Source organism: Kineosporia succinea, from assembly GCF_030811555.1.
In the GTDB taxonomy this organism is placed as follows: Bacteria; Actinomycetota; Actinomycetes; order Actinomycetales; family Kineosporiaceae; genus Kineosporia; species Kineosporia succinea.
Genome location: NZ_JAUSQZ010000001.1, coordinates 5,874,904 through 5,891,408 on the forward strand (window position 1 = coordinate 5,874,904; position 16,505 = coordinate 5,891,408).

Here is a 16,505-nt window from a genome sequence, read left to right on the forward strand (position 1 = left end):
ATGCACCACGGCGTTCGCTAACCGAAACCACAGCATCCACGGGGGAAACGATGATGCTCGCCGTACGAGAGACCTACACCGGAGTCGCCCGCGAATGGCGGATCCTGCGCTCCGGCAATGAAGTCCGCACCGAACACATGACCCGCGAACAGGTCAACGACCTCCTGCGGGACCTCAACCAGATCGACGACTGTTACTCGGCGGAGGCGGCCTGATGGCGAATCTCAGCGAACACGTCACCGCGATGACGGGCGACAACGACATCCCCAGCATCCGTGAACGGCGCCAGTTCCCGTGGCGCCGGGCCGTCCACTGGCTCGGGTGGGGGATCTTCCTTCCCGGCATGTGGTTCGTGATGACCGGATTCCTCGATGTCCTCTCAAGTGGAGCGGGTCTTCCCGTCTCTGCTCCTGACCCGACGACCTTCGCGGTGCGCCAGATCGCGGGAATTGCTGCAGTGGGCCTTGGCTCGCTGATGTGGGAGAAGCGGCCGTGAGTGACGACCGATGCTGTCAGGCCTGCGGACATCGCAAGTCCGACGTGCAGCCCAGGAACGTGCCTGCCAAGGGTGGGTGGCCGGCCGTGCGAGATGCGCTGCTGTGCGGTGGGTGCGCGAAGGATCTGGGGGCGTCGTGAACGTCCTGATCTACGTGCTTGCCGCAGTCGGGGTGCTGACTCTGTCGGCCATCGTCACCGGTGATCCGCTGTGGATCCCGTCCCACGTCGGGGTGGTCGTGGCGCACCTGGCGGACGCGATCGAAAGTCTCTTCAAGTAGTCCTCCGGCAAGAAGGAGGCGTTCAGTGTCATCCGAGTTGCCAGACCGCTGGCAATTAGCAGAGGAGTCCGTAATGCACGCAGTTCACCAGGGCGCAGTCTGGCTCGCCAGCGAGACCGACGGTCCGTCCTTCAACTCGAACGGCCTCGTCGAGTGGGGCGTCCAGAACATCATCCCTCTGGTTCTGCTTGTCATCGGTATCGGCATCATTGCCAGCGCCCGCAAGGGGGCGATGAAGGACAACGCGAACACGGTGACGAACGTGATCATTGGGCTCTGTGTCATCGCCGGAGCAGCCGTGCTCTACGGGTTCGCTGGCCAGCTTACTGACCTGATGTTCTCCGCCTGATGAGGTCCCGCCCCGATGACCTGATTTACCAGGCGGACACGGTCTGGCTCGGGCCCCAAGGCATGACGTGGCCCTGGGTGGCTCGCTACAAGGCGTACGGCGTCTGGCTCCTGACCTTCCTCGGGATCCTCCTCGTCGAGGCCATCACCCCCTTGAAGGTCGGTATCCCTCCCGTCTGGGAGCTGTGCATCTCGATCCTCGCCACGTACGCCGTGATGAGCCTCGTCACCCACGAACGCCCCCTGTCGAGCCTGTGGCGCGTCCTGCTCGCGGAGGTGAAAACCCCTCGAGCGCAGCGTGTACGCCGGTCCCGCCCCGTGGACCGCTCCCTGAAAATCGTCCGGAAGGCACCCTGATGTTCCGCAAGAACAAACCCGCAGGCGAGGTGATGCCCAAGTCGCCGCTCGCCGCTTCCATGATCGACGGTCACATCGTCTACACCGGATCCGACGTGTGGGCGTGGCACGAGATCCCCACCCAGCGGTGGGCGTTCCGTGCCGACGGTGAGCGCCTGAACCTGATCCTCGACATCGCCTCCCGGACCGCCGCATTGCAGGGACGGCAGATCCGCATGCGGGTCACAGCTCAGCCCCTCGACGCCGCACGGTGGGCCGACACTCTCGGCGGGGAACTGACACCGGCCCCGCTGCCTGGGTACGGCGAGCATCTCGCCACGGTCCGCGACCACCTCTCCGAGGGGGTCGGTGCGCTCAAGCGCGCCTACATCGGCGTTCGGCTCACGGCCCGCCAGGGCGGCGGGCCGGTGAACGCGGCGTTCGACAAGGTGATGGGCCGGGCATCGCAGGGCCTCGAGAAGAAGGTCCGCGACGACGCGGCCATCGTCGCGGAAACCCTGGCCGGGGTGGGTATCGAGGCTGAGCCGGCGAGCGCGGCTTCGATGGAGTGGCTGATGCGTCGCTCTATCGAGCTGGGTATGCCCGCCCCGCAGGAACTCTCTCCGAGCGAGGCCGAGGGGCGCTGGGACTCCGGGGACCTGCACGAGCTGACCGAGAACGTCTCCCACGAGGCGGGCATGCTGTCCGACGAGGTGAAGGTGATCGGGCGTGGCCGGCTCGCCGGTCTCGAGCGGTGGGTGTCCGTGCTGACGGTGGGGCGGGTCGATCAGATCGAGATCCCGGACCCGGCGCACGTGCCGTGGCTCGCCGAGACCGACCGGCTCCCCTTCCCCGTCGAGTGGTCGATGAACCTGACCGTCCTGGACGGCGATCAGGCGAAGAAGGCCGTGCAGCGCAAGCTCCTCGTCATCCGGGACATGCAGAAGCACTACGCGGAGCACGGCCTGGACGAGCCGCTCGCCCTTGAGCGGCAGGTCGAGCAGGCCCGGCAGGTCGAGGACGAGATGACGACGGGCCGCGACGTTCAGGCGACCCGCGTGCACGGCTGGTACCGGGTGGCCGTGTGGGGTGAGACCCGAGAGGAGTGCCGTGAGCGCGCCCGGATCCTGATCGACCGGTACCGCAAGCGTCAGGTCACGATCGCGCGGCCGAAGGGCCAGTGGGGGCTGCTGCGTGAGTTCATCCCGGGTGAGCCGCTGTCGGACGCCGCGTACCAGCGGCGGCTCCCGGCCCTGTACTTCGCCGCCGGGGTCCCGCAGACCGCGTCGGCTCTCGGTGACGGCCGCGGCCCGTACATCGGTCACACGACGGGCGCCGGCCACCAGGCCGTCAACTTCGACACGCACTTCTCCACGGAGGTCCGGGAGACCTCAGGTCTCGTACCGATCGTCGGTGGCCTCGGGGCCGGCAAGTCGGTCCTCGCGGGGCTCATCACCTATGAGGCCGTGCGTCGCGGTGTTACGTCCGTGATGCTCGACCCGTCCGGGCCTCTCGCGGCACTGACGAAGCTCCCCGAGCTGCAGGAACACTCGCGGCACATCGACCTGATGGCCGCCCCGGCGGGCACACTGAACCCGTACGCGGTCGTCGCGCAGCCGCGGTCGGTCGACTACTTCGGCCGGCCCGACGAGCTGGAGGAGGCCCGGACGCTCGCGGCGCAGGACCGCAAGCTCCTCGCGATCGACGTGGCGACCATGCTGCTGCCCGCCGACCTGGCGACACAGGGCCGCGCCCGGCTCCTGATCACCGAGGCGGTGCGCTCGACTCGGGGCCTGCCGACGGCGTCGCTGTGGCAGGTCGTGAAGTACCTCGAGCAGGAGAGCGACGGCAAGGACATTGCCGCGTACATGCGGGACATGGCCGAGATGCCGATGGCCCGCCTGTTCTTCCCCAATGAGGGAGACGGCCAGGCGCAGAACGACGACTCGGACGAGGCGAAGCTGACGGTCCTCACGATGGCGGGTCTGGTTCTCCCGCCGAGCTCGGTCCCGCGCGAGCACTGGTCGACGACCGAGCAGCTCGCGGTGCCGCTGCTGCACCTCGCGTCCTGGTACGCGACTCGCACGATCTACGGCCGGCCCCGGGACGAACGCAAGCTCGTGGCCCTCGACGAGACCCACTTCCTCGGCGAATGGGGTGCGGGCCGGGCGCTGTTCAACCGACTCGGCCGTGACTCCCGGAAGTGGAACACGTGCGTTCTGGCCGCGTCGCAGAACCCGGCGGACGTGCTGGGCATGGAGGTGTCGAACTTCGTGTCGGCAGCGTTCGTGGGTCGGATCCAGGACGAGAAGGTCGCGGAGGATGCTCTGCGGCTGCTGAACGTCCCGGTCGGTGACGGGTACGAGGGTGCGCTTGCTCGGTTGTCGCCCCGGTCGATGTCGGGTCAGCGGTCGGGTGTGCGCGAGTTCGTGATGCGTGACGTCGATGGGCGCGTGGACAAGATGCGCGTCGACCTGGATCACCTGCCGAGTCTGCTGGCTGCGCTCGACACAACTGCGGCGCCAAGTTTGCCGCGACCGGAGCCGGCAGCCGACCACCATGCGGCCACGATCGAAAGCTTTGAGGAGCGGACCATTCGGCTGCCACAGCCGGCGCGGACGCGCCGGGCGATGCCAGCCGCAGTGGATAACGTCACCGCCGGGCTGGGCGGTGGCCAGTGATGCGGCGGGTACTGGCGGCCCTTCTGCTGGCGGTCGTTGCGCTGGTCGGTCTTGCTGGCTCGGCGGCGGCGAAAGATGGCCCAGACGTCCCGGACCCGACGAACCCGAACTGCTGGCTGTCTCCCAAGCCCGACTGCTCCGGCACGACCGACAACCTGGTCTCGGACGTCGCGGACTGCAAGGACGCCCCGGACCCCGAGGTGCCCGGCCGAGGCATCACGGGCTTCTTCACCCACAAGCCCGACAAGCTCCCAGCGGACGAAGACCCGTTCGCTGATGGTGCCCGCGTGTCGATCTACCAGGTGTACGGGTACGCAGGCCTGCGGTTCAACACGTACGACCTGGGCTGCGGTGGCGACATCGTTCGTAACCCCGACGCCGTGGTTGGTAACGCCATAGCGAACTGGATTTTCCAGGTTCCTAAGTCGGTGATCTCGGCGACCGCGGCGCTGGCCGGCGCCGCGTTGCAGCCGGAGTTCCTGACCGCGTTCAACCCGCTCGTTCAGAATGTCGTGGACGCGCTGCACGCGGCACTGTTCTTGAAGTGGGGGTGGATCGCGGTCGCTCTCACCGGCGGCATGCTGATCTACAACTCGCGGAAGCAGGCACTCTCGTCGTCGGCAGGCATGGTCGGCTGGGTGCTCCTGGTCATGATCGTGGTGTCCGCCGTGCTCCGCTGGCCGCTCGCGGCGGGTGAAGCTGCGGACAAGACGTCGGCTGCGGTGCTCACGTCCGTGTCGTCCGGGATCACGGGCACCGACCCTGCGATGGCGTCGAGCCCGGGTGAGTCTGGCGCTTCGCTGATGCACGAGTCGGTGCTGTATGACTCTTGGCTGTCTGGCACTTTCGGCAGCAGCGACTCGAAGACCGCTAGGGAGTATGGGCCGAAGATCTTCGCGGCGACTGCGCTGACGTGGCGTGAGGCTGCGGTTCTCGAGCAGGACCCTGATGAGGGCAAGAAGATCATCGAGGAGAAGAAGGAAGCCTTCAAGGAGCTCGCCGACCGGCTGAAGGAAGAAGACCCCGACGCGTACGCGAACCTCTCCGGGAAGCGATCCGACACCCGGGTCGGGTTCACATTTCTCGCGCTGGCCGCCGCGTTCTGCCTTGTCCCGTTCCTCTTCATGGCCGCGCTCCTCGTCATCGGGGCGCTGATCATCATCCGCGTCGGCGTCATGGTCACACCCGGCCTCGCGACCCTCGCCCTCTTCCACCAGGCCCGGGGAATCCTCATCGGGATCGGCAGCACCATGGCCGCCGCGATGGTCAACAGCCTCGTCTTCGGGTCCATGTCGAGCGTCTTCATCCTCGCAATGGGACAGCTCATGGTCTCCGATGGCATCCCCGGCTGGCTGCGGATCATCCTCATGCTCTTGCTGACCGTGGTGTTCTGGGTGGCTCTGCGGCCTTTCCGGAAGTTGACGCGAATGGTGTCGGCATCCAGCCTGCAGAGCACGTTCCGGGACGCCGCAGGCTCACCTCTGGCCGAGGCGAAGAAGGGCGCGAAGACCGTCGGGAAGATCGCGACCACAGCTGCCGGGGTGTTCGCCGGGGCTCGGCTCGACGCTGCCGTCGGTGACCTGAAGTCGGAGCCGAAGAAGCGCGCAGAGGCCGACCCCGACGTCACCGTTGAGGTCCGGGACCTGCCGGCATCCCCGCCACCGCCCCGCCGCCGGGCGATCGAGGCGCCGCCGAAGCCGCAGCTGCCCGGTCCGCCGAGCGGGAATCCGTCGCCCATGGGGCCCGGGCCGACCCCGCCCGCACTCCCTCCGGCCGCGGCGCCCGAGCCGCCGGACTCTCCCGCCCCGGTCAGGAAGATCGTGACCCGCCCCGGCGACGACGGACAGCCCCTGGAAGGCGTCGTCATCCCGCCGTCGTGGATGCCGCCGGTCCGCTACGAGATGGAGGACGCGTGATGAAGCTCCTGTTGCAGCACAAGTGGGCCGTGACCGTGGCGGTCATCGCAGCGATCGCGATCGTAGTGTCCGGTCGTTTCGGCGGGCGCGACCTGGCGCCGCCCGCCCCGACGTCTACGGCGCCGGCCGGTGCGTATACGGTCGACAGTCTCCTGTCGGTCAGCCGGGCCGCCGAAGCCGCGCAGAATTTCGTGCGCCTGTGGGCATTGCCCCTGCCTGGCGACACGACCGAAACGTGGGAGGAGCGGCTCGATGGGCTCGTCACCCACGACCTCGGGCGCGGGCTGCAGGTCACCGACCTTGGCAACCTGCCGCGTCTCGGCCTGTCGAAGGCGACGCCGCCGGACGTGCGAGCGGTGTCGACGCGATCGGCGACGGTCGTCGTGACCCTGGAGGACGGCTCGGAGATTGCGTGCGAGGTCGTCATTTACGGGCCTGGATATGCGGTCGGCAGCTTCGCCGGGATCGACGGCGACTGATGCGCAAGGGATGGGTTATCGCAGGCCTCTTGGCTCTCGCCGCGCCGCTGTCGCTGATCGTGCCGGTCGTCGGGATGGTCATGGTCACCGGCATCTCGACCGACGGGGAGGTGCCGCCCAGCGGCACGCAGCCTGTGTCGTGTGGGCAGCCCGCCGGTGAGGCGATCAGCCTCACGTCGGCGGAGCAGCGGGCGAACGCGAAGACGATCATCTCGGTCGGTGTCGAGCTGGGCGTGCCAACCAAGGGCCTGATCATCGCAATCGCCGTGGCCCGGCAGGAAAGTCGGATCGAGAACCTGCCGTACGGCGACCGTGACTCGGTCGGCCTGTTCCAGCAGCGGGCCGGCTGGGGCACTCTCGCTGAGCGCATGGATCCGCCGACCTCGGCCCGGAAGTTCTTCACCGGCGGAACCGAGGCCGGGACCACCGGGCTCCTCGACACGCCCGGCTGGGAGGGCATGTCGGTCGCCCGGGCGGCGCAGGCAGTCCAGCGCTCTGCTTACCCGGCGGCGTACGCACAGTGGGAGGGGATGGCGACCACCGTCGTGCAGCAGGTCCTCGGGTCCGGGCCGGCTCAGGAGTGCACGCCCGAGCAGACGCCGGGCGCATGTCCCGCCTCGACGGACCTGTCCGGCTACCCGAACGGCGAGATCCCGTCATCCGCACTGTGCAAGATCGCGTTCGCACCTGAGCATCGACTGCGGTCTGACGCCGCACTGGGGCTCGAGCGCCTCAATGTCGCCTATCGCGAGCACTTCCGCCGGGACATCTGCATCACCGACTCTTACCGTGACCTAGCTACCCAAGTTCGCCTGAAGCGGGAAAAGGGGGCCCTTGCGGCGACCCCGGGGACAAGTAACCACGGGTGGGGCCAGGCGCTCGACCTCTGCGACGGGATCAACACGGGGCCCTCCGCGGAGACATACCGGTGGATGAAGACGAACGCCCCGACGTACGGCTGGGTACATCCCGCCTGGGCTGAACCCGGCGGCTCAGGGCCCCTCGAGTTTTGGCACTGGGAGTTCGACACATGACGATCAACCCCGCCTGGACCCGGGCGCCTACTAATTACCAACTCGCTGGCAGCCAGCCGCTTGTTACCAGCCGATCAGCAAGTCGCTACCCTGCCCCCATGGAGAAGCTGCCCGCCTCGTTCACTGAGCTGCTCAGCGTGATGATCCAGTACGTCGAGCTCAGGGACCGACTTCGGGACGTCCGCGAGACCGCGGCCGGCGACCTCCACGAGCTCGGATGGCCAGCCCAGCGAATCTCGGACGAGCTGAAGGCGCAGCTCGAGGCGCTGAACTTGTCCGACTCCCAGCTTCGTTCGCTCGGCGTGTCCAGGGCGACGATCGATGCGGACATCCGGTCCTGGCGCCGGGAGCAGGAGAAGGCCGTGACGTCCGGTCGGCGGAAGCGAGTGTCCGGCGACTGACCGGGTGATTGTCCGGCCTTCCGATGTCCGGCCGCCGGGGTTGAGGTTGTCCGGTCTGGTGGTGCGCGGTTCCGGCCGGCCGCTGAGCCGCCCACTTCACCTCTCGGGACTTCCCGGATTGATCGCGCTGAGCTTGCTCTCTCTTCGGTGAGGAAGCTTGCCCCGCAAGCTGATCCACCATTTCCCAGCTCTGGGTGCACTGCAGCTTGAGACCTCCTCGGTAAACCTCGTCGGCCTCAAGCTGAGCTTACCCATGCTGTCAACTAGTTGCTAGCTGGCTGGCAACTAGCAACCTGCGAGGAAGCATCCTCGCTGACTCATCCTGCTGTCACTTGCGATTCGCGGGCCCGCCGCTGAGCCTGGTCGCTCGTGTCGCTCTGCTAATTGCTAGCGGATTGGTAATGTGAAGTCATGTCCGAGCATCACCGCAGGCTGGGCGTCGATTACGCCCGGGATCACGACCGCCGCATGTCGGAGATCTATCCCGACGGCGACGAGCCGTGCCACTACCTCGCACGCCTGGACCTCGGGCACTGCGAAGGGAAGGTGAAGAACGAGGAGCACGGTCAGATCGCGAACGAACGGCACCACGTCAAGGAGCTCGCCGACAACCGGGGCAAAGACAACGCGAAGGTCACGGTCCCCGCATGCAGGAGGCATCACCAGATCATGACCAACGCGAACAAGGCCGCCCGGGCAGGCAAGCCCGTCGGCGGACAGACCCCGACGAGTCGAGGCGGACAACGACGCCCATCGAAGGGCGGACAACCGGGCGGACAGAACCCGGACAACGGAGCGGACAGCCAGCCCGCCTGGGTGCGCCGTCACCTACTCGCCGCTGGCGCCGTCCTCATGATCGGTGCCGTCCTGTGGATGGCGGACATGTCCGGGGAGGCCATCCTCCTCGGCTCGTGCACCGCGGTCTACGGGGCGGCGCTGGCCTACTACTTGAACGTCCGCTGGACCCGCGCCCGGGACCTTGCCGAAGTCCACTCGCTCGCTGTCCGGTCGATCAAGGCCGACCCGCGGATGGTGCGTGTCGACCGGCCCCGGTGGCGGTGGCAGGCGGGCATGAAGGCGGACATCGTCCGGTGCCGGATCTTCTTCCCCGGTGTCGAGTACATGACCGACCCCGGCACGCGGGCCCGAGTCGAGAAAGACTTCTGGGTCGCGCTCCATGCCCGCATCGATTGGCCGGCTCATGCGCTCCACCCGCACTTCGATGTCCGAGTCGTGCCCGTGGATGCCGGGCCGGGTCGCGGACCGGTGGCCGTCGAGGCCGAGCCGCAGGAGGAGACCCGCGAGAAGATCCGCACCACGATCGAGGAGGACCTTCACAAGACGATGAAGTTGAAGGAGAAGCAGAAGCTGACCTTCACGATCGTCGAGCGTGACGCCGAGGGCCCGCTCGTGTGCACGCTGGACTACCCGGCCGGATTCCAGGACGGGTCCGAGGAGGCGTGCTACCTGGTCCAGGAGCGGATCAGTGCCCAGCTCGACGGGATCCGGTTCGTCGCTCAGTGGGATCGCCGGGCCGAGAAGAAGCGGCTGACCCTGACTCGTCGGCCCGAGCTGCCAGCCGAGGTGCCGTTCCGGTTCCCGGCCCCGGGGGAGCGGCTGGACCCGATGGTCATTCCGCTGGGGATCGATGAGACGCAGCGCGAGCGGGCCTGGAACCTTCGCGTTCACCCGCACATGATCTTCGCCGGGGCGACCGGGGCCGGGAAGTCATACACGCTCGCCGAGCTGATCTACCAGCTCCTCATCCGCGGGTGGCAGCTCATCCTGATCGACGGCAAGGGGACCACCTTCGCGCCGTTCCGGCGGTGGCCCGGCGTTGTGGGCTACGGCCTCGCGAACGCGCCTGAGTCAATGGCGCACTGGATGGAGCAGGGCAAGTACATCACCGAGGAGCGGTATGACCAGGCCATCGATCACGACGTCGACCCGGCGAGTTTCCCCCGCCTGATGGTCCTGATCGATGAGCTGACCGAGGCTAACGAGAACGTCGCGGAGTGGTGGAAGGAGCTGCGTTCGAAGGAGAAGGAGCTGCCTCGGGAGTGCCCGGCGATCGGGGCGTGGGCTTCGGTGGCCCGGAAGGGTCGCGAGGGTGGAGTGCACCTGCTGGTGGCTACACAGCAACCCAACGCCTCTGACAACACGTTCGGGTCGACGGAGACGAAGGCCAACCTTGCAGGGCGGTTCTTCCTTGGCCCGACCGAACAGCAGTCAGCGCTCATGATGTTCGGGCGCTCGACCCTGGGCCGAGACATCCCCGAGGACACGAAGGGCCGCGGGACGCTGAAGGTGTCACCCCAGGAGCCCGGGGTCGAGGTACAGACGTACTTCACGCCGCGCCCCAAGCCTTCCGGCGCGATCGCCCCTGAGCATGAGACGTTCTTCGCGAAGCTCATGCCGCTCGTGGAGGCGGCGCAGGCGAAGGTGAAGCGGGTCGCCCCGGCTGGCGGGTCCATCGACATGCGCCCGGATCCTCGGTTCCGTGAGATCGAGCCGACGAAGCCGGCTCGGCAGCGAACCCTTCCACTCGAGCAGACCCCGACCATCGACGTGTGGGACCTGGCGGCCCGGCTGAAGGACGAGGACGTCGTGGAGTGCTGGCTGGACGGCGAGCGCCTAAAGGTCGTCGAGGTCATCGGTGAGGACGAAGTGGAGATCACCCACGTCGACGCGGAGGGCAAGCAGCAGACACTCATCGTGGACGACTCGGCCCGGTTCGAGCTGCGAGGTGAATCGTCGTGACCAAGGAGCGTTTCGACTGGGGCCGGCTGGTCATCGCCGTCGCCCTCATTGCGATCTTCACCGCGAGTATTCACGCGGAGATCGAGGCCGGTAAGTTCGTCGGGCTGGGCGACTTCGCGTACGCGCTGCCTTTCGCGATCGACTCGTATGTGATCGCCTCCGTGATGACTCGCCTCGACGTGGGCCAGGCATTCGCCGTCATGGGCGTCAGTGTTGGCGGCGGGCACTTCTTGATCGGCATGAAGAAGGGCGTTGAGTACGGCGCTGCGGCGGCAGCGATCGGGATCCTGCTGACCGTGGTTTTGTGGCGGGTCCACACGCTGATGGAAAAGCGGAAGGAGCGACGGGAAACCGCCGCTGCGGCCGTTGCTGCCGAGGAGCAGAAGGCCCGTGGCGCGGAGATTGCCGAGCGTGCGCGTCTGGCCCAGATTGCCCGCGATGACGCTGAGCACGCTGCCCGGCTCGAGGCTGAGCGCATCGAGCGTGAGGAGGCTGCCCGTCGTGCCCGCGTGCAGGCAGAGCTGGACCGCAAGGAGGCCGACGCCCGGATCGCCCGCGAGACCCGTGAGCACACGGCGCGTCTCGCCGCGGAGCAGGAGGAGCGCCGGCTGAAGTCGCAACGGGAGCGCGAGCAGGCCGAGGCCGCCCGGGTTGAGCGTGAGCGCCTGGCTGCGGAGGCTCGAGCTCGTGAGGCTGAGGCGAAGGCTGCGGCCGAGCGGGAGGCGGCGGAGCGGGCGAAGGCCGAGGCGTCGGCAGCTCGAGCAGCGAAGCCGAAGACCGCGACGGAGCGAGTTGAGCAGTCTGCTGGCCTTCGGGCAGTGCCGGCGCCGAAGGGCAAGCCGAAGTCGGCGTCAGAGCAGGCTCGCGGGCTGGCTCCTGAAGTCGTCGCCGGGCGAATCTCGCCGCGCGAAGCCGCGGAGCGAATTGGTTGCGACCCGAGCATCATCCGGCGCGCCGTCCGGGAGCTGAAGAGCGATCAGCCAGAGGCGGTGAACGCATAGTGCTCAATTCGACACACGGACCTACAGGCTCGCTGGCCGGAATCCTCGCCATGCGGGCCGGGATCGCTTTCGGTGCGGCGCCTGCCGACCCCGCCCTCGCCATCTGGCACGTCGCCGGCGCGACGGCGGGCGGCATGCTCCCCGACGCCGACCATCACGCGTCCTCGACGGCGAAGGTGTGGGGTCCGCTCACGTCGATTCCGGCGCGCTGGTTCGGGCGGATGGTTGGCGGGGCACCGGGCCGGCAGTCATGACCTGAGTAAGGGTGCGCCGGTCCTGTTCGCCGCGGTGTTCGCGGTCGGCCTGCTGGCGCCTCGGCTGGTCGAGTTCGCTGTGTCGCCTGAGCCTTCACCGGTGGGGGACTGGGCTCGGCTGGTCGCCAGGCTGACGGGGATGGGTGTCGTCGCGTTGATCGCGGGCCTGTGTTTCGTTGCTCTTGCCGCTCTGATCCCGGGGCGCTGGGAGGGTTCGGGTGCCGGCAATCTGGTCGCGTCGTGGATTACGGCGCTGTGGGTGACGCACTGGTACCCGGCGGGTCTTCCGTGGCAGGTTGTCGCGATGGCCGCCGGGGGCATGGCGCTGGGTGCGACGACGGCGATCCTGCAGGACGCGTGCACGATCTCGGGTGTCCCGTTCGGGGTGGAGGAGGTCGAGCGGGAGGTGCGGGGTGTGACGCTAGTGAAGACTCGCGAGCGGCGCCTGCACCTGCTGCCGAGGGACTTCCGGATCCGCACTGCGTCTGCGTTCGAGCGGCACTTCATCCGGTTCCCCGTGCTGTGCCTGGTCGTGTGGCAGTCGTTCGAGCTGGCTGCTGATTGTGGCCTGTTCGGGAGCCCGTTCGCGTTGTAAACCCGCAAGCAGAGGCGGGTTTCACTCAAGACTGGCCATCGACGGTCGATGGTCGTGTAAGGGCTCGCCCCGGCTCCACTCGCACGGTTGCACCCGCGTGAGCTTCGACGCCAAGGGCGAGCTGTCCACCCGATCCCAAGGAGATCGAGCGACATGTCCTACCTTTCCATGCCCGGGTTCGTGCGTCGTGGAGGCGTGCGTCGGGTGTTCGCCGGAGCTTCACTCGGTTGTCTGGCGGTGGCTGGGGCGATCCTGGTCCCCGGTCCGGCGCAGGCTGCTGAGGCTCCGATCCAGGCGGCTGCGTGCCGGGAGCTCGGCTATCAGCTCGACGCCGGCCCCAAGCTGAAGGCCGCGGCAGGGTTCCGGACCGAGTGGATCGGCAACCTGTGCGTCGACGGACGCGCGGGGATCTGCGACGACTACGGCCTGTCCGCACCGGACGGCCAGTGGATCGACAAGCCTGCGAAGCGCCGGCCCGGGAGCGATCGGGCGACGCAGGTCGAGCAGTACATCGCCAACGCGCACCCGACCGCGATGACCGACTCGAAGACGACGTCCGCGGCGTACAAGTCGGCGATCAACCGGGCCGTCAGCAAAGGCTTCCGCTCGGACTGGGAGTCCACGTACAAGCCCAAGTTCCGCAGCCTCGACCCGCAGGTCATCAAGCTCGCCGACGCGTGGCTCGCCGACGCCGAGAGGAACGCTGGCCCCGTGAAGGTGACGGGAGGGCTCACGTCCAAGCCGCTGCCGGGCGGGAAGGGCCGGATCAGCATCACGGCAACGGGCAACGGGAAGGCGCTGACGGGTGCCCAGGTTTCATGGAAGGTGTCCGGTGGCAAGGTCCTCACGTTCTCTAAGACCACCACGGCGAAGGGGCAGGCCGTACTCGACTTCACGCGCGGGTCGGGCCCGGTGAGTTTCGCGGCGGTGGTGACGTCTCCGGAGTGGCGCACGTCGATGTGGTCGCGGCCGACGTCGGGGAAGAAGCAGCACCTGATTCGCGGTGGGGTCACGGTGAAGACGACGATCACCGGGAGGTTCGACTCGTTCCCCGGGATCACGGCGTCGACGAAGTGTGTCCCGGACTGCAAGGGCCGCCCGCCAGTGACGCTCGCCGCGAAGTCGTCGGGGTCGCCGATGCGCTGGCAGGCTCTCGTCGGGGGCAAGGTCGTGAAGACGCTCGAGGTCAGTGCCGGGAAGACGGCGGCCGGCACGTTCACGGGTGTCGACGGCCAGCGGGTGGCCTTCCGCTACCAGGTGCAGGTCGGCGGGAAGTGGTCCGGGTGGCGCACGGTCAGCAGGACGTTCGACGTCGTGTGCCCGGCCGTGCCGCTGTTCAGCATCACGGGCACGTGTGACTGTGGGGGGCACGGCATGGTCGCCCTCCACATCCAGGCGCCCGGTGGACCCCGCACCTACGACGTGACCTACGGCGGCGAGACGAAGCGGATTAGTGGCAGCGCGGCGGTCGACTTCCAGGTGCCGATGGCTCAGCTCGCCGGCGCGCGGGTCACGTACGACGCGCTTGACTCGGCGGGGAAGCGGCTCGGCGGGGGAGTGCTGACGCCGTGGACGCGGTGACCTGAGCATGCGAGCGGCCCCCGACCGGATTGGTTGGGGGCCGCTTTGTTTTGGCTAGTCGCGCTTGAGTCGTTCGGCATGGTCTTTGTAGCGACCAGTTGCTTCGATCCCTGATTCCCGGGCGACGCGTCGGACGTATGCGGGTGACCAGCCGGAGAGGTGGACGAGCTCCGTGGGGCCGATGCCTGCTTTGAGTCCTGCGGCGACGAGTTCGCGCATGGCTTCGCCGTCCTTGGCGCTGGCTTGGTCGTGTCGCGCCTTCGACTTCGCCCTGGCGGCGAGGTCTCGGCGGATGTCGTCCGGGTTCATGCGTTCAGTGTAGCGCTACCGGGTTGCGCAACGCCAAGGGGTCGGTCTACTCTGGACGCAGAGCGCAACCGAGGGGCGCTACTTAGTAGCCAGGGAGCCGACATGAGCGAGACCACCTACCGAGTCCGTCTCCACATCGAGGGCGACGACTTCCCGCCGCAGACCATGACCGCCGCCGAGATCGACGAGCTTGAGCCCGGCAGCTACGAGATCGTCGGGACGAATTGACCACCGTAAGCCGCTAGGGGAGAGCGAGACTCGCAATGACCAACCTGAACGAGACGCAGCGGGCCGCGATCCTCTCGGCGGCCGAAGAGCTCGAAGGTATTGATGAATCGGTCCGACGAGGCCAGCGCGCGCACTGGGGAACGTACGGCGAAAGCCGCAGGGACTTGGATTCAGTGGACTCGGACCTGCTCGACCTTGCCGAGCGCGTGTCGGCTCTCGCGACCGCCATCGCCGATGCGTTCCGTAAACGCTGACCGCCAGAAGCCAAGCATCCGAGGGGAAGTCATGAGCATCGAGATTCCGGACCAGGCCGTTAAGGCCGCCGACCTGTGGGGCGGGCAGATCCCGTCGAGCAACCTGGAAGAGGCGTTGTACGAGGCGCTGCCTTTCATCGCGGGGGCGATCTACGCCGACCTGCGAGCCAGACTGGGCGAGCTGGCTTCCGGCATGCACGTCGCCGGGAAGGACCACTCGACGGGCGACGAGCGTAAGCGCTACTACGCCAAGGCCGAGGGCATGCGGATGGCGATCTCGGCGATCGACAACGCCGCCGCCGAACTTTCCACCGAAGACTGACCAGCGCACCGAGGGGGAGTCATGAGCGAGACCAGCACCCAGCCGACCGTCACGCCCGCAGCCCGCATGCTGCTCGACCGTTCACGCGGAAGCCTCACACAGGCCTGCAGTTCACGAGTCACGGCCGAGCGGTACGTCCAGGCCCACCTCGCGGCACTGCGTGCCGGGGTCGCGGTTCTCGCAGGGGTGAGCAATCCCGGCCAGCGGGGAGTCAGCGTCTGGGAGAGCTTGTCCAGCTACGTTCCCAGTCTGGCCAAATGGGCGGCCTACTTCGCGTCCACGGGGCAACGCCGCGCCGCTGTCGAAGCTGGCCGCACCGACACCGTGTCCGCCCGCGAGGCCCACGACCTGCTCCGTGACGCCGAAGCGTTCTACCACCTGGTCGAGTCCATGCTCGGTCTGCCCTACCAGCAGGTGCTTCCGGCGACACTGCCGGCCATCGAAGACTGATCCTGAGGGGGAGACATGGCGCAGATGATCGTGAAGGCCGAGCTGTCGCGAGTGGACGAGAACGGCGTCCCGCACTACGCGGTCTTCATGTGGCAGAAGTCCGACGGAACGAACGTCGGCTGGTGCTCGAATCAGGCCGGTGACGCGCTGAAAGGCATGTGCCCGGCCGGAGGTGGCTGGCACATCACGAGCTACTACAACAACTACTGACCACCCCGGAACGCCGACCGCACAGGAGAAACCGATGAGCAGCATCCCGCAGTACGCGTTCTGTGAGTCCGTGTACGCCGGACCGCAAGCCGTCGAGCACATCCGCGTCGTGGGCCCGGAGGGACTCAAGATCGGGGGTGGCGTGAAGGGCCCGACTCTCTGTGGGCGCACCTGGCCGAACGGCTGGGATGTTGCCGGAGAAGTAAACGCCGAGAACGTGTTCAACGACCACACGTGCCGCAAGTGCGCCGAGCAGTCCATGTACAACCAGGCTTAGGAGAAACCGATGAGCACGAAGACCCGCCCGTGGGAGCAGATCGACGTCCGGACGATGGGCGAGGCCGCGAAGACCGAAGCGCCGGAACCGTTCGCGTTCCTCTGGCGCGGCCGGCTCTACATCGTCCGGGAAGTCATTGGCACCTGGACCGAACCGCACATGGACGGCGCCACGGTCTACAGAGTCACCGCTTCCACTGGACGCGGATACGGCGATGCCGTCTACGACATCCGTCTGCACGCCGGGCTGTGGGCCATCCAGCAGGTACGCGACTACTGACTGCACGAGAAGCC

The 16,505-nt window shown here is 67.6% G+C and carries 22 protein-coding genes; 21 read left to right on the top strand and 1 reads right to left on the bottom strand.

Translation table 11 applies throughout. The annotated features are described in order from the left end of the window. Positions 1–53 precede the first annotated feature (53 nt). The 14 genes from J2S57_RS25690 to J2S57_RS25755 all read left to right on the top strand — a co-directional run bounded on the left by J2S57_RS25690 (position 54) and on the right by J2S57_RS25755 (position 14,162). A complete protein-coding gene (locus J2S57_RS25690; RefSeq protein WP_307247511.1) occupies positions 54–215 on the top strand; it encodes a hypothetical protein in 162 nt (53 codons plus the stop codon). Continuing rightward, positions 215–496 carry a hypothetical protein gene (locus J2S57_RS25695; RefSeq protein ID WP_307247514.1) on the top strand — a complete coding sequence of 94 codons (282 nt, stop codon included), beginning with the start codon at positions 215–217 and terminating at the stop codon, positions 494–496. The genes J2S57_RS25690 and J2S57_RS25695 overlap by 1 nt, the downstream gene beginning before the upstream one ends. A 136-nt stretch (positions 497–632) precedes the next feature. Next, positions 633–776 carry a hypothetical protein gene (locus J2S57_RS25700; RefSeq protein WP_307247516.1) on the top strand — a complete coding sequence of 48 codons (144 nt, stop codon included), beginning with the start codon at positions 633–635 and terminating at the stop codon, positions 774–776. A 25-nt stretch (positions 777–801) separates the two neighbouring features. Continuing rightward, positions 802–1,125: a hypothetical protein gene (locus J2S57_RS25705; protein WP_307247518.1), complete on the top strand. Its 324-nt coding sequence runs from the start codon at positions 802–804 to the stop codon at positions 1,123–1,125. A gap of 77 nt (positions 1,126–1,202) precedes the next feature. After that, the gene (locus J2S57_RS25710) at positions 1,203–1,481 is read left to right on the top strand and encodes a hypothetical protein (RefSeq protein WP_307247520.1); all 279 of its coding nucleotides are present in this window, start codon (positions 1,203–1,205) and stop codon (positions 1,479–1,481) included. Next, positions 1,481–4,141 carry a VirB4 family type IV secretion system protein gene (locus J2S57_RS25715; RefSeq protein ID WP_307247523.1) on the top strand — a complete coding sequence of 887 codons (2,661 nt, stop codon included), beginning with the start codon at positions 1,481–1,483 and terminating at the stop codon, positions 4,139–4,141. The genes J2S57_RS25710 and J2S57_RS25715 overlap by 1 nt, the downstream gene beginning before the upstream one ends. Then, positions 4,141–6,057, top strand: a complete 1,917-nt coding sequence (locus J2S57_RS25720; RefSeq protein WP_307247525.1) for a hypothetical protein — start codon at positions 4,141–4,143, stop codon at positions 6,055–6,057. The genes J2S57_RS25715 and J2S57_RS25720 overlap by 1 nt, the downstream gene beginning before the upstream one ends. Further along, positions 6,054–6,536, top strand: coding sequence for a hypothetical protein (locus tag J2S57_RS25725; RefSeq protein WP_307247527.1), 483 nt, complete (start codon positions 6,054–6,056; stop codon positions 6,534–6,536). The genes J2S57_RS25720 and J2S57_RS25725 overlap by 4 nt, the downstream gene beginning before the upstream one ends. Then, on the top strand, positions 6,536–7,570 hold the full coding sequence (locus J2S57_RS25730; RefSeq protein WP_307247529.1) for a M15 family metallopeptidase: 1,035 nt from the start codon (positions 6,536–6,538) through the stop codon (positions 7,568–7,570). The genes J2S57_RS25725 and J2S57_RS25730 overlap by 1 nt, the downstream gene beginning before the upstream one ends. A gap of 98 nt (positions 7,571–7,668) precedes the next feature. Continuing rightward, positions 7,669–7,971 carry a hypothetical protein gene (locus J2S57_RS25735; protein WP_307247530.1) on the top strand — a complete coding sequence of 101 codons (303 nt, stop codon included), beginning with the start codon at positions 7,669–7,671 and terminating at the stop codon, positions 7,969–7,971. 411 nt (positions 7,972–8,382) lie between these two features. Continuing rightward, entirely contained in the window at positions 8,383–10,731 is a 2,349-nt protein-coding gene (locus tag J2S57_RS25740) for an FtsK/SpoIIIE domain-containing protein (RefSeq protein ID WP_307247532.1), read from the top strand. Continuing rightward, entirely contained in the window at positions 10,728–11,732 is a 1,005-nt protein-coding gene (locus tag J2S57_RS25745; protein ID WP_307247535.1) for a hypothetical protein, read from the top strand. The genes J2S57_RS25740 and J2S57_RS25745 overlap by 4 nt, the downstream gene beginning before the upstream one ends. Before the next feature lie 354 nt (positions 11,733–12,086). Continuing rightward, on the top strand, positions 12,087–12,581 hold the full coding sequence (locus tag J2S57_RS25750) for a hypothetical protein (RefSeq protein ID WP_307247536.1): 495 nt from the start codon (positions 12,087–12,089) through the stop codon (positions 12,579–12,581). 153 nt (positions 12,582–12,734) lie between these two features. Next, positions 12,735–14,162: an Ig-like domain-containing protein gene (locus J2S57_RS25755; RefSeq protein ID WP_307247538.1), complete on the top strand. Its 1,428-nt coding sequence runs from the start codon at positions 12,735–12,737 to the stop codon at positions 14,160–14,162. Between the two features lie 54 nt (positions 14,163–14,216). On the opposite strand, the gene J2S57_RS25760 is transcribed toward J2S57_RS25755, so the two are convergent. Beyond that, entirely contained in the window at positions 14,217–14,471 is a 255-nt protein-coding gene (locus J2S57_RS25760) for a hypothetical protein (protein WP_307247540.1), read from the bottom strand. A 102-nt stretch (positions 14,472–14,573) separates the two neighbouring features. Here J2S57_RS25760 and J2S57_RS25765 point away from each other — a divergent pair, with 102 nt between their 5' ends. Genes J2S57_RS25765 through J2S57_RS25795 form a run of 7 tightly spaced genes read left to right on the top strand, consistent with a single transcriptional unit; the run spans position 14,574 to position 16,491 of the window. Further along, positions 14,574–14,699 carry a hypothetical protein gene (locus J2S57_RS25765; RefSeq protein ID WP_307247542.1) on the top strand — a complete coding sequence of 42 codons (126 nt, stop codon included), beginning with the start codon at positions 14,574–14,576 and terminating at the stop codon, positions 14,697–14,699. 35 nt (positions 14,700–14,734) lie between these two features. Beyond that, positions 14,735–14,953: a hypothetical protein gene (locus tag J2S57_RS25770; protein ID WP_307247544.1), complete on the top strand. Its 219-nt coding sequence runs from the start codon at positions 14,735–14,737 to the stop codon at positions 14,951–14,953. A 31-nt stretch (positions 14,954–14,984) separates the two neighbouring features. Beyond that, positions 14,985–15,275: a hypothetical protein gene (locus J2S57_RS25775; protein WP_307247546.1), complete on the top strand. Its 291-nt coding sequence runs from the start codon at positions 14,985–14,987 to the stop codon at positions 15,273–15,275. 21 nt (positions 15,276–15,296) lie between these two features. Next, positions 15,297–15,725: an SAV_6107 family HEPN domain-containing protein gene (locus J2S57_RS25780; RefSeq protein ID WP_307247548.1), complete on the top strand. Its 429-nt coding sequence runs from the start codon at positions 15,297–15,299 to the stop codon at positions 15,723–15,725. A 15-nt stretch (positions 15,726–15,740) separates the two neighbouring features. Further along, positions 15,741–15,935 (top strand): hypothetical protein, encoded by a 195-nt coding sequence (locus tag J2S57_RS25785; RefSeq protein ID WP_307247550.1) that lies wholly within the window; start codon positions 15,741–15,743, stop codon positions 15,933–15,935. A gap of 34 nt (positions 15,936–15,969) precedes the next feature. Beyond that, positions 15,970–16,212, top strand: a complete 243-nt coding sequence (locus tag J2S57_RS25790) for a hypothetical protein (protein ID WP_307247552.1) — start codon at positions 15,970–15,972, stop codon at positions 16,210–16,212. A 9-nt stretch (positions 16,213–16,221) separates the two neighbouring features. After that, positions 16,222–16,491 (top strand): DUF6504 family protein, encoded by a 270-nt coding sequence (locus J2S57_RS25795; protein WP_307247554.1) that lies wholly within the window; start codon positions 16,222–16,224, stop codon positions 16,489–16,491. The last annotated feature ends 14 nt before the right edge of the window (positions 16,492–16,505 follow it).

What these genes read in the sequence shown, in the direction of transcription:
- J2S57_RS25690 (WP_307247511.1), top strand. Translation starts at nt 54, where the DNA reads ATGCTCGCCGTACGAGAGACCTACACCGGAGTCGCCCGCGAATGGCGG.
- J2S57_RS25695 (WP_307247514.1), top strand. Translation starts at nt 215, where the DNA reads ATGGCGAATCTCAGCGAACACGTCACCGCGATGACGGGCGACAACGAC.
- J2S57_RS25715 (WP_307247523.1), top strand. Translation starts at nt 1,481, where the DNA reads ATGTTCCGCAAGAACAAACCCGCAGGCGAGGTGATGCCCAAGTCGCCG.
- J2S57_RS25720 (WP_307247525.1), top strand. Translation starts at nt 4,141, where the DNA reads ATGCGGCGGGTACTGGCGGCCCTTCTGCTGGCGGTCGTTGCGCTGGTC.
- J2S57_RS25730 (WP_307247529.1), top strand. Translation starts at nt 6,536, where the DNA reads ATGCGCAAGGGATGGGTTATCGCAGGCCTCTTGGCTCTCGCCGCGCCG.
- J2S57_RS25735 (WP_307247530.1), top strand. Translation starts at nt 7,669, where the DNA reads ATGGAGAAGCTGCCCGCCTCGTTCACTGAGCTGCTCAGCGTGATGATC.
- J2S57_RS25740 (WP_307247532.1), top strand. Translation starts at nt 8,383, where the DNA reads ATGTCCGAGCATCACCGCAGGCTGGGCGTCGATTACGCCCGGGATCAC.
- J2S57_RS25755 (WP_307247538.1), top strand. Translation starts at nt 12,735, where the DNA reads ATGTCCTACCTTTCCATGCCCGGGTTCGTGCGTCGTGGAGGCGTGCGT.
- J2S57_RS25760 (WP_307247540.1), bottom strand. Translation starts at nt 14,471, where the DNA reads ATGAACCCGGACGACATCCGCCGAGACCTCGCCGCCAGGGCGAAGTCG.
- J2S57_RS25765 (WP_307247542.1), top strand. Translation starts at nt 14,574, where the DNA reads ATGAGCGAGACCACCTACCGAGTCCGTCTCCACATCGAGGGCGACGAC.
- J2S57_RS25770 (WP_307247544.1), top strand. Translation starts at nt 14,735, where the DNA reads ATGACCAACCTGAACGAGACGCAGCGGGCCGCGATCCTCTCGGCGGCC.
- J2S57_RS25775 (WP_307247546.1), top strand. Translation starts at nt 14,985, where the DNA reads ATGAGCATCGAGATTCCGGACCAGGCCGTTAAGGCCGCCGACCTGTGG.
- J2S57_RS25780 (WP_307247548.1), top strand. Translation starts at nt 15,297, where the DNA reads ATGAGCGAGACCAGCACCCAGCCGACCGTCACGCCCGCAGCCCGCATG.
- J2S57_RS25785 (WP_307247550.1), top strand. Translation starts at nt 15,741, where the DNA reads ATGGCGCAGATGATCGTGAAGGCCGAGCTGTCGCGAGTGGACGAGAAC.
- J2S57_RS25790 (WP_307247552.1), top strand. Translation starts at nt 15,970, where the DNA reads ATGAGCAGCATCCCGCAGTACGCGTTCTGTGAGTCCGTGTACGCCGGA.
- J2S57_RS25795 (WP_307247554.1), top strand. Translation starts at nt 16,222, where the DNA reads ATGAGCACGAAGACCCGCCCGTGGGAGCAGATCGACGTCCGGACGATG.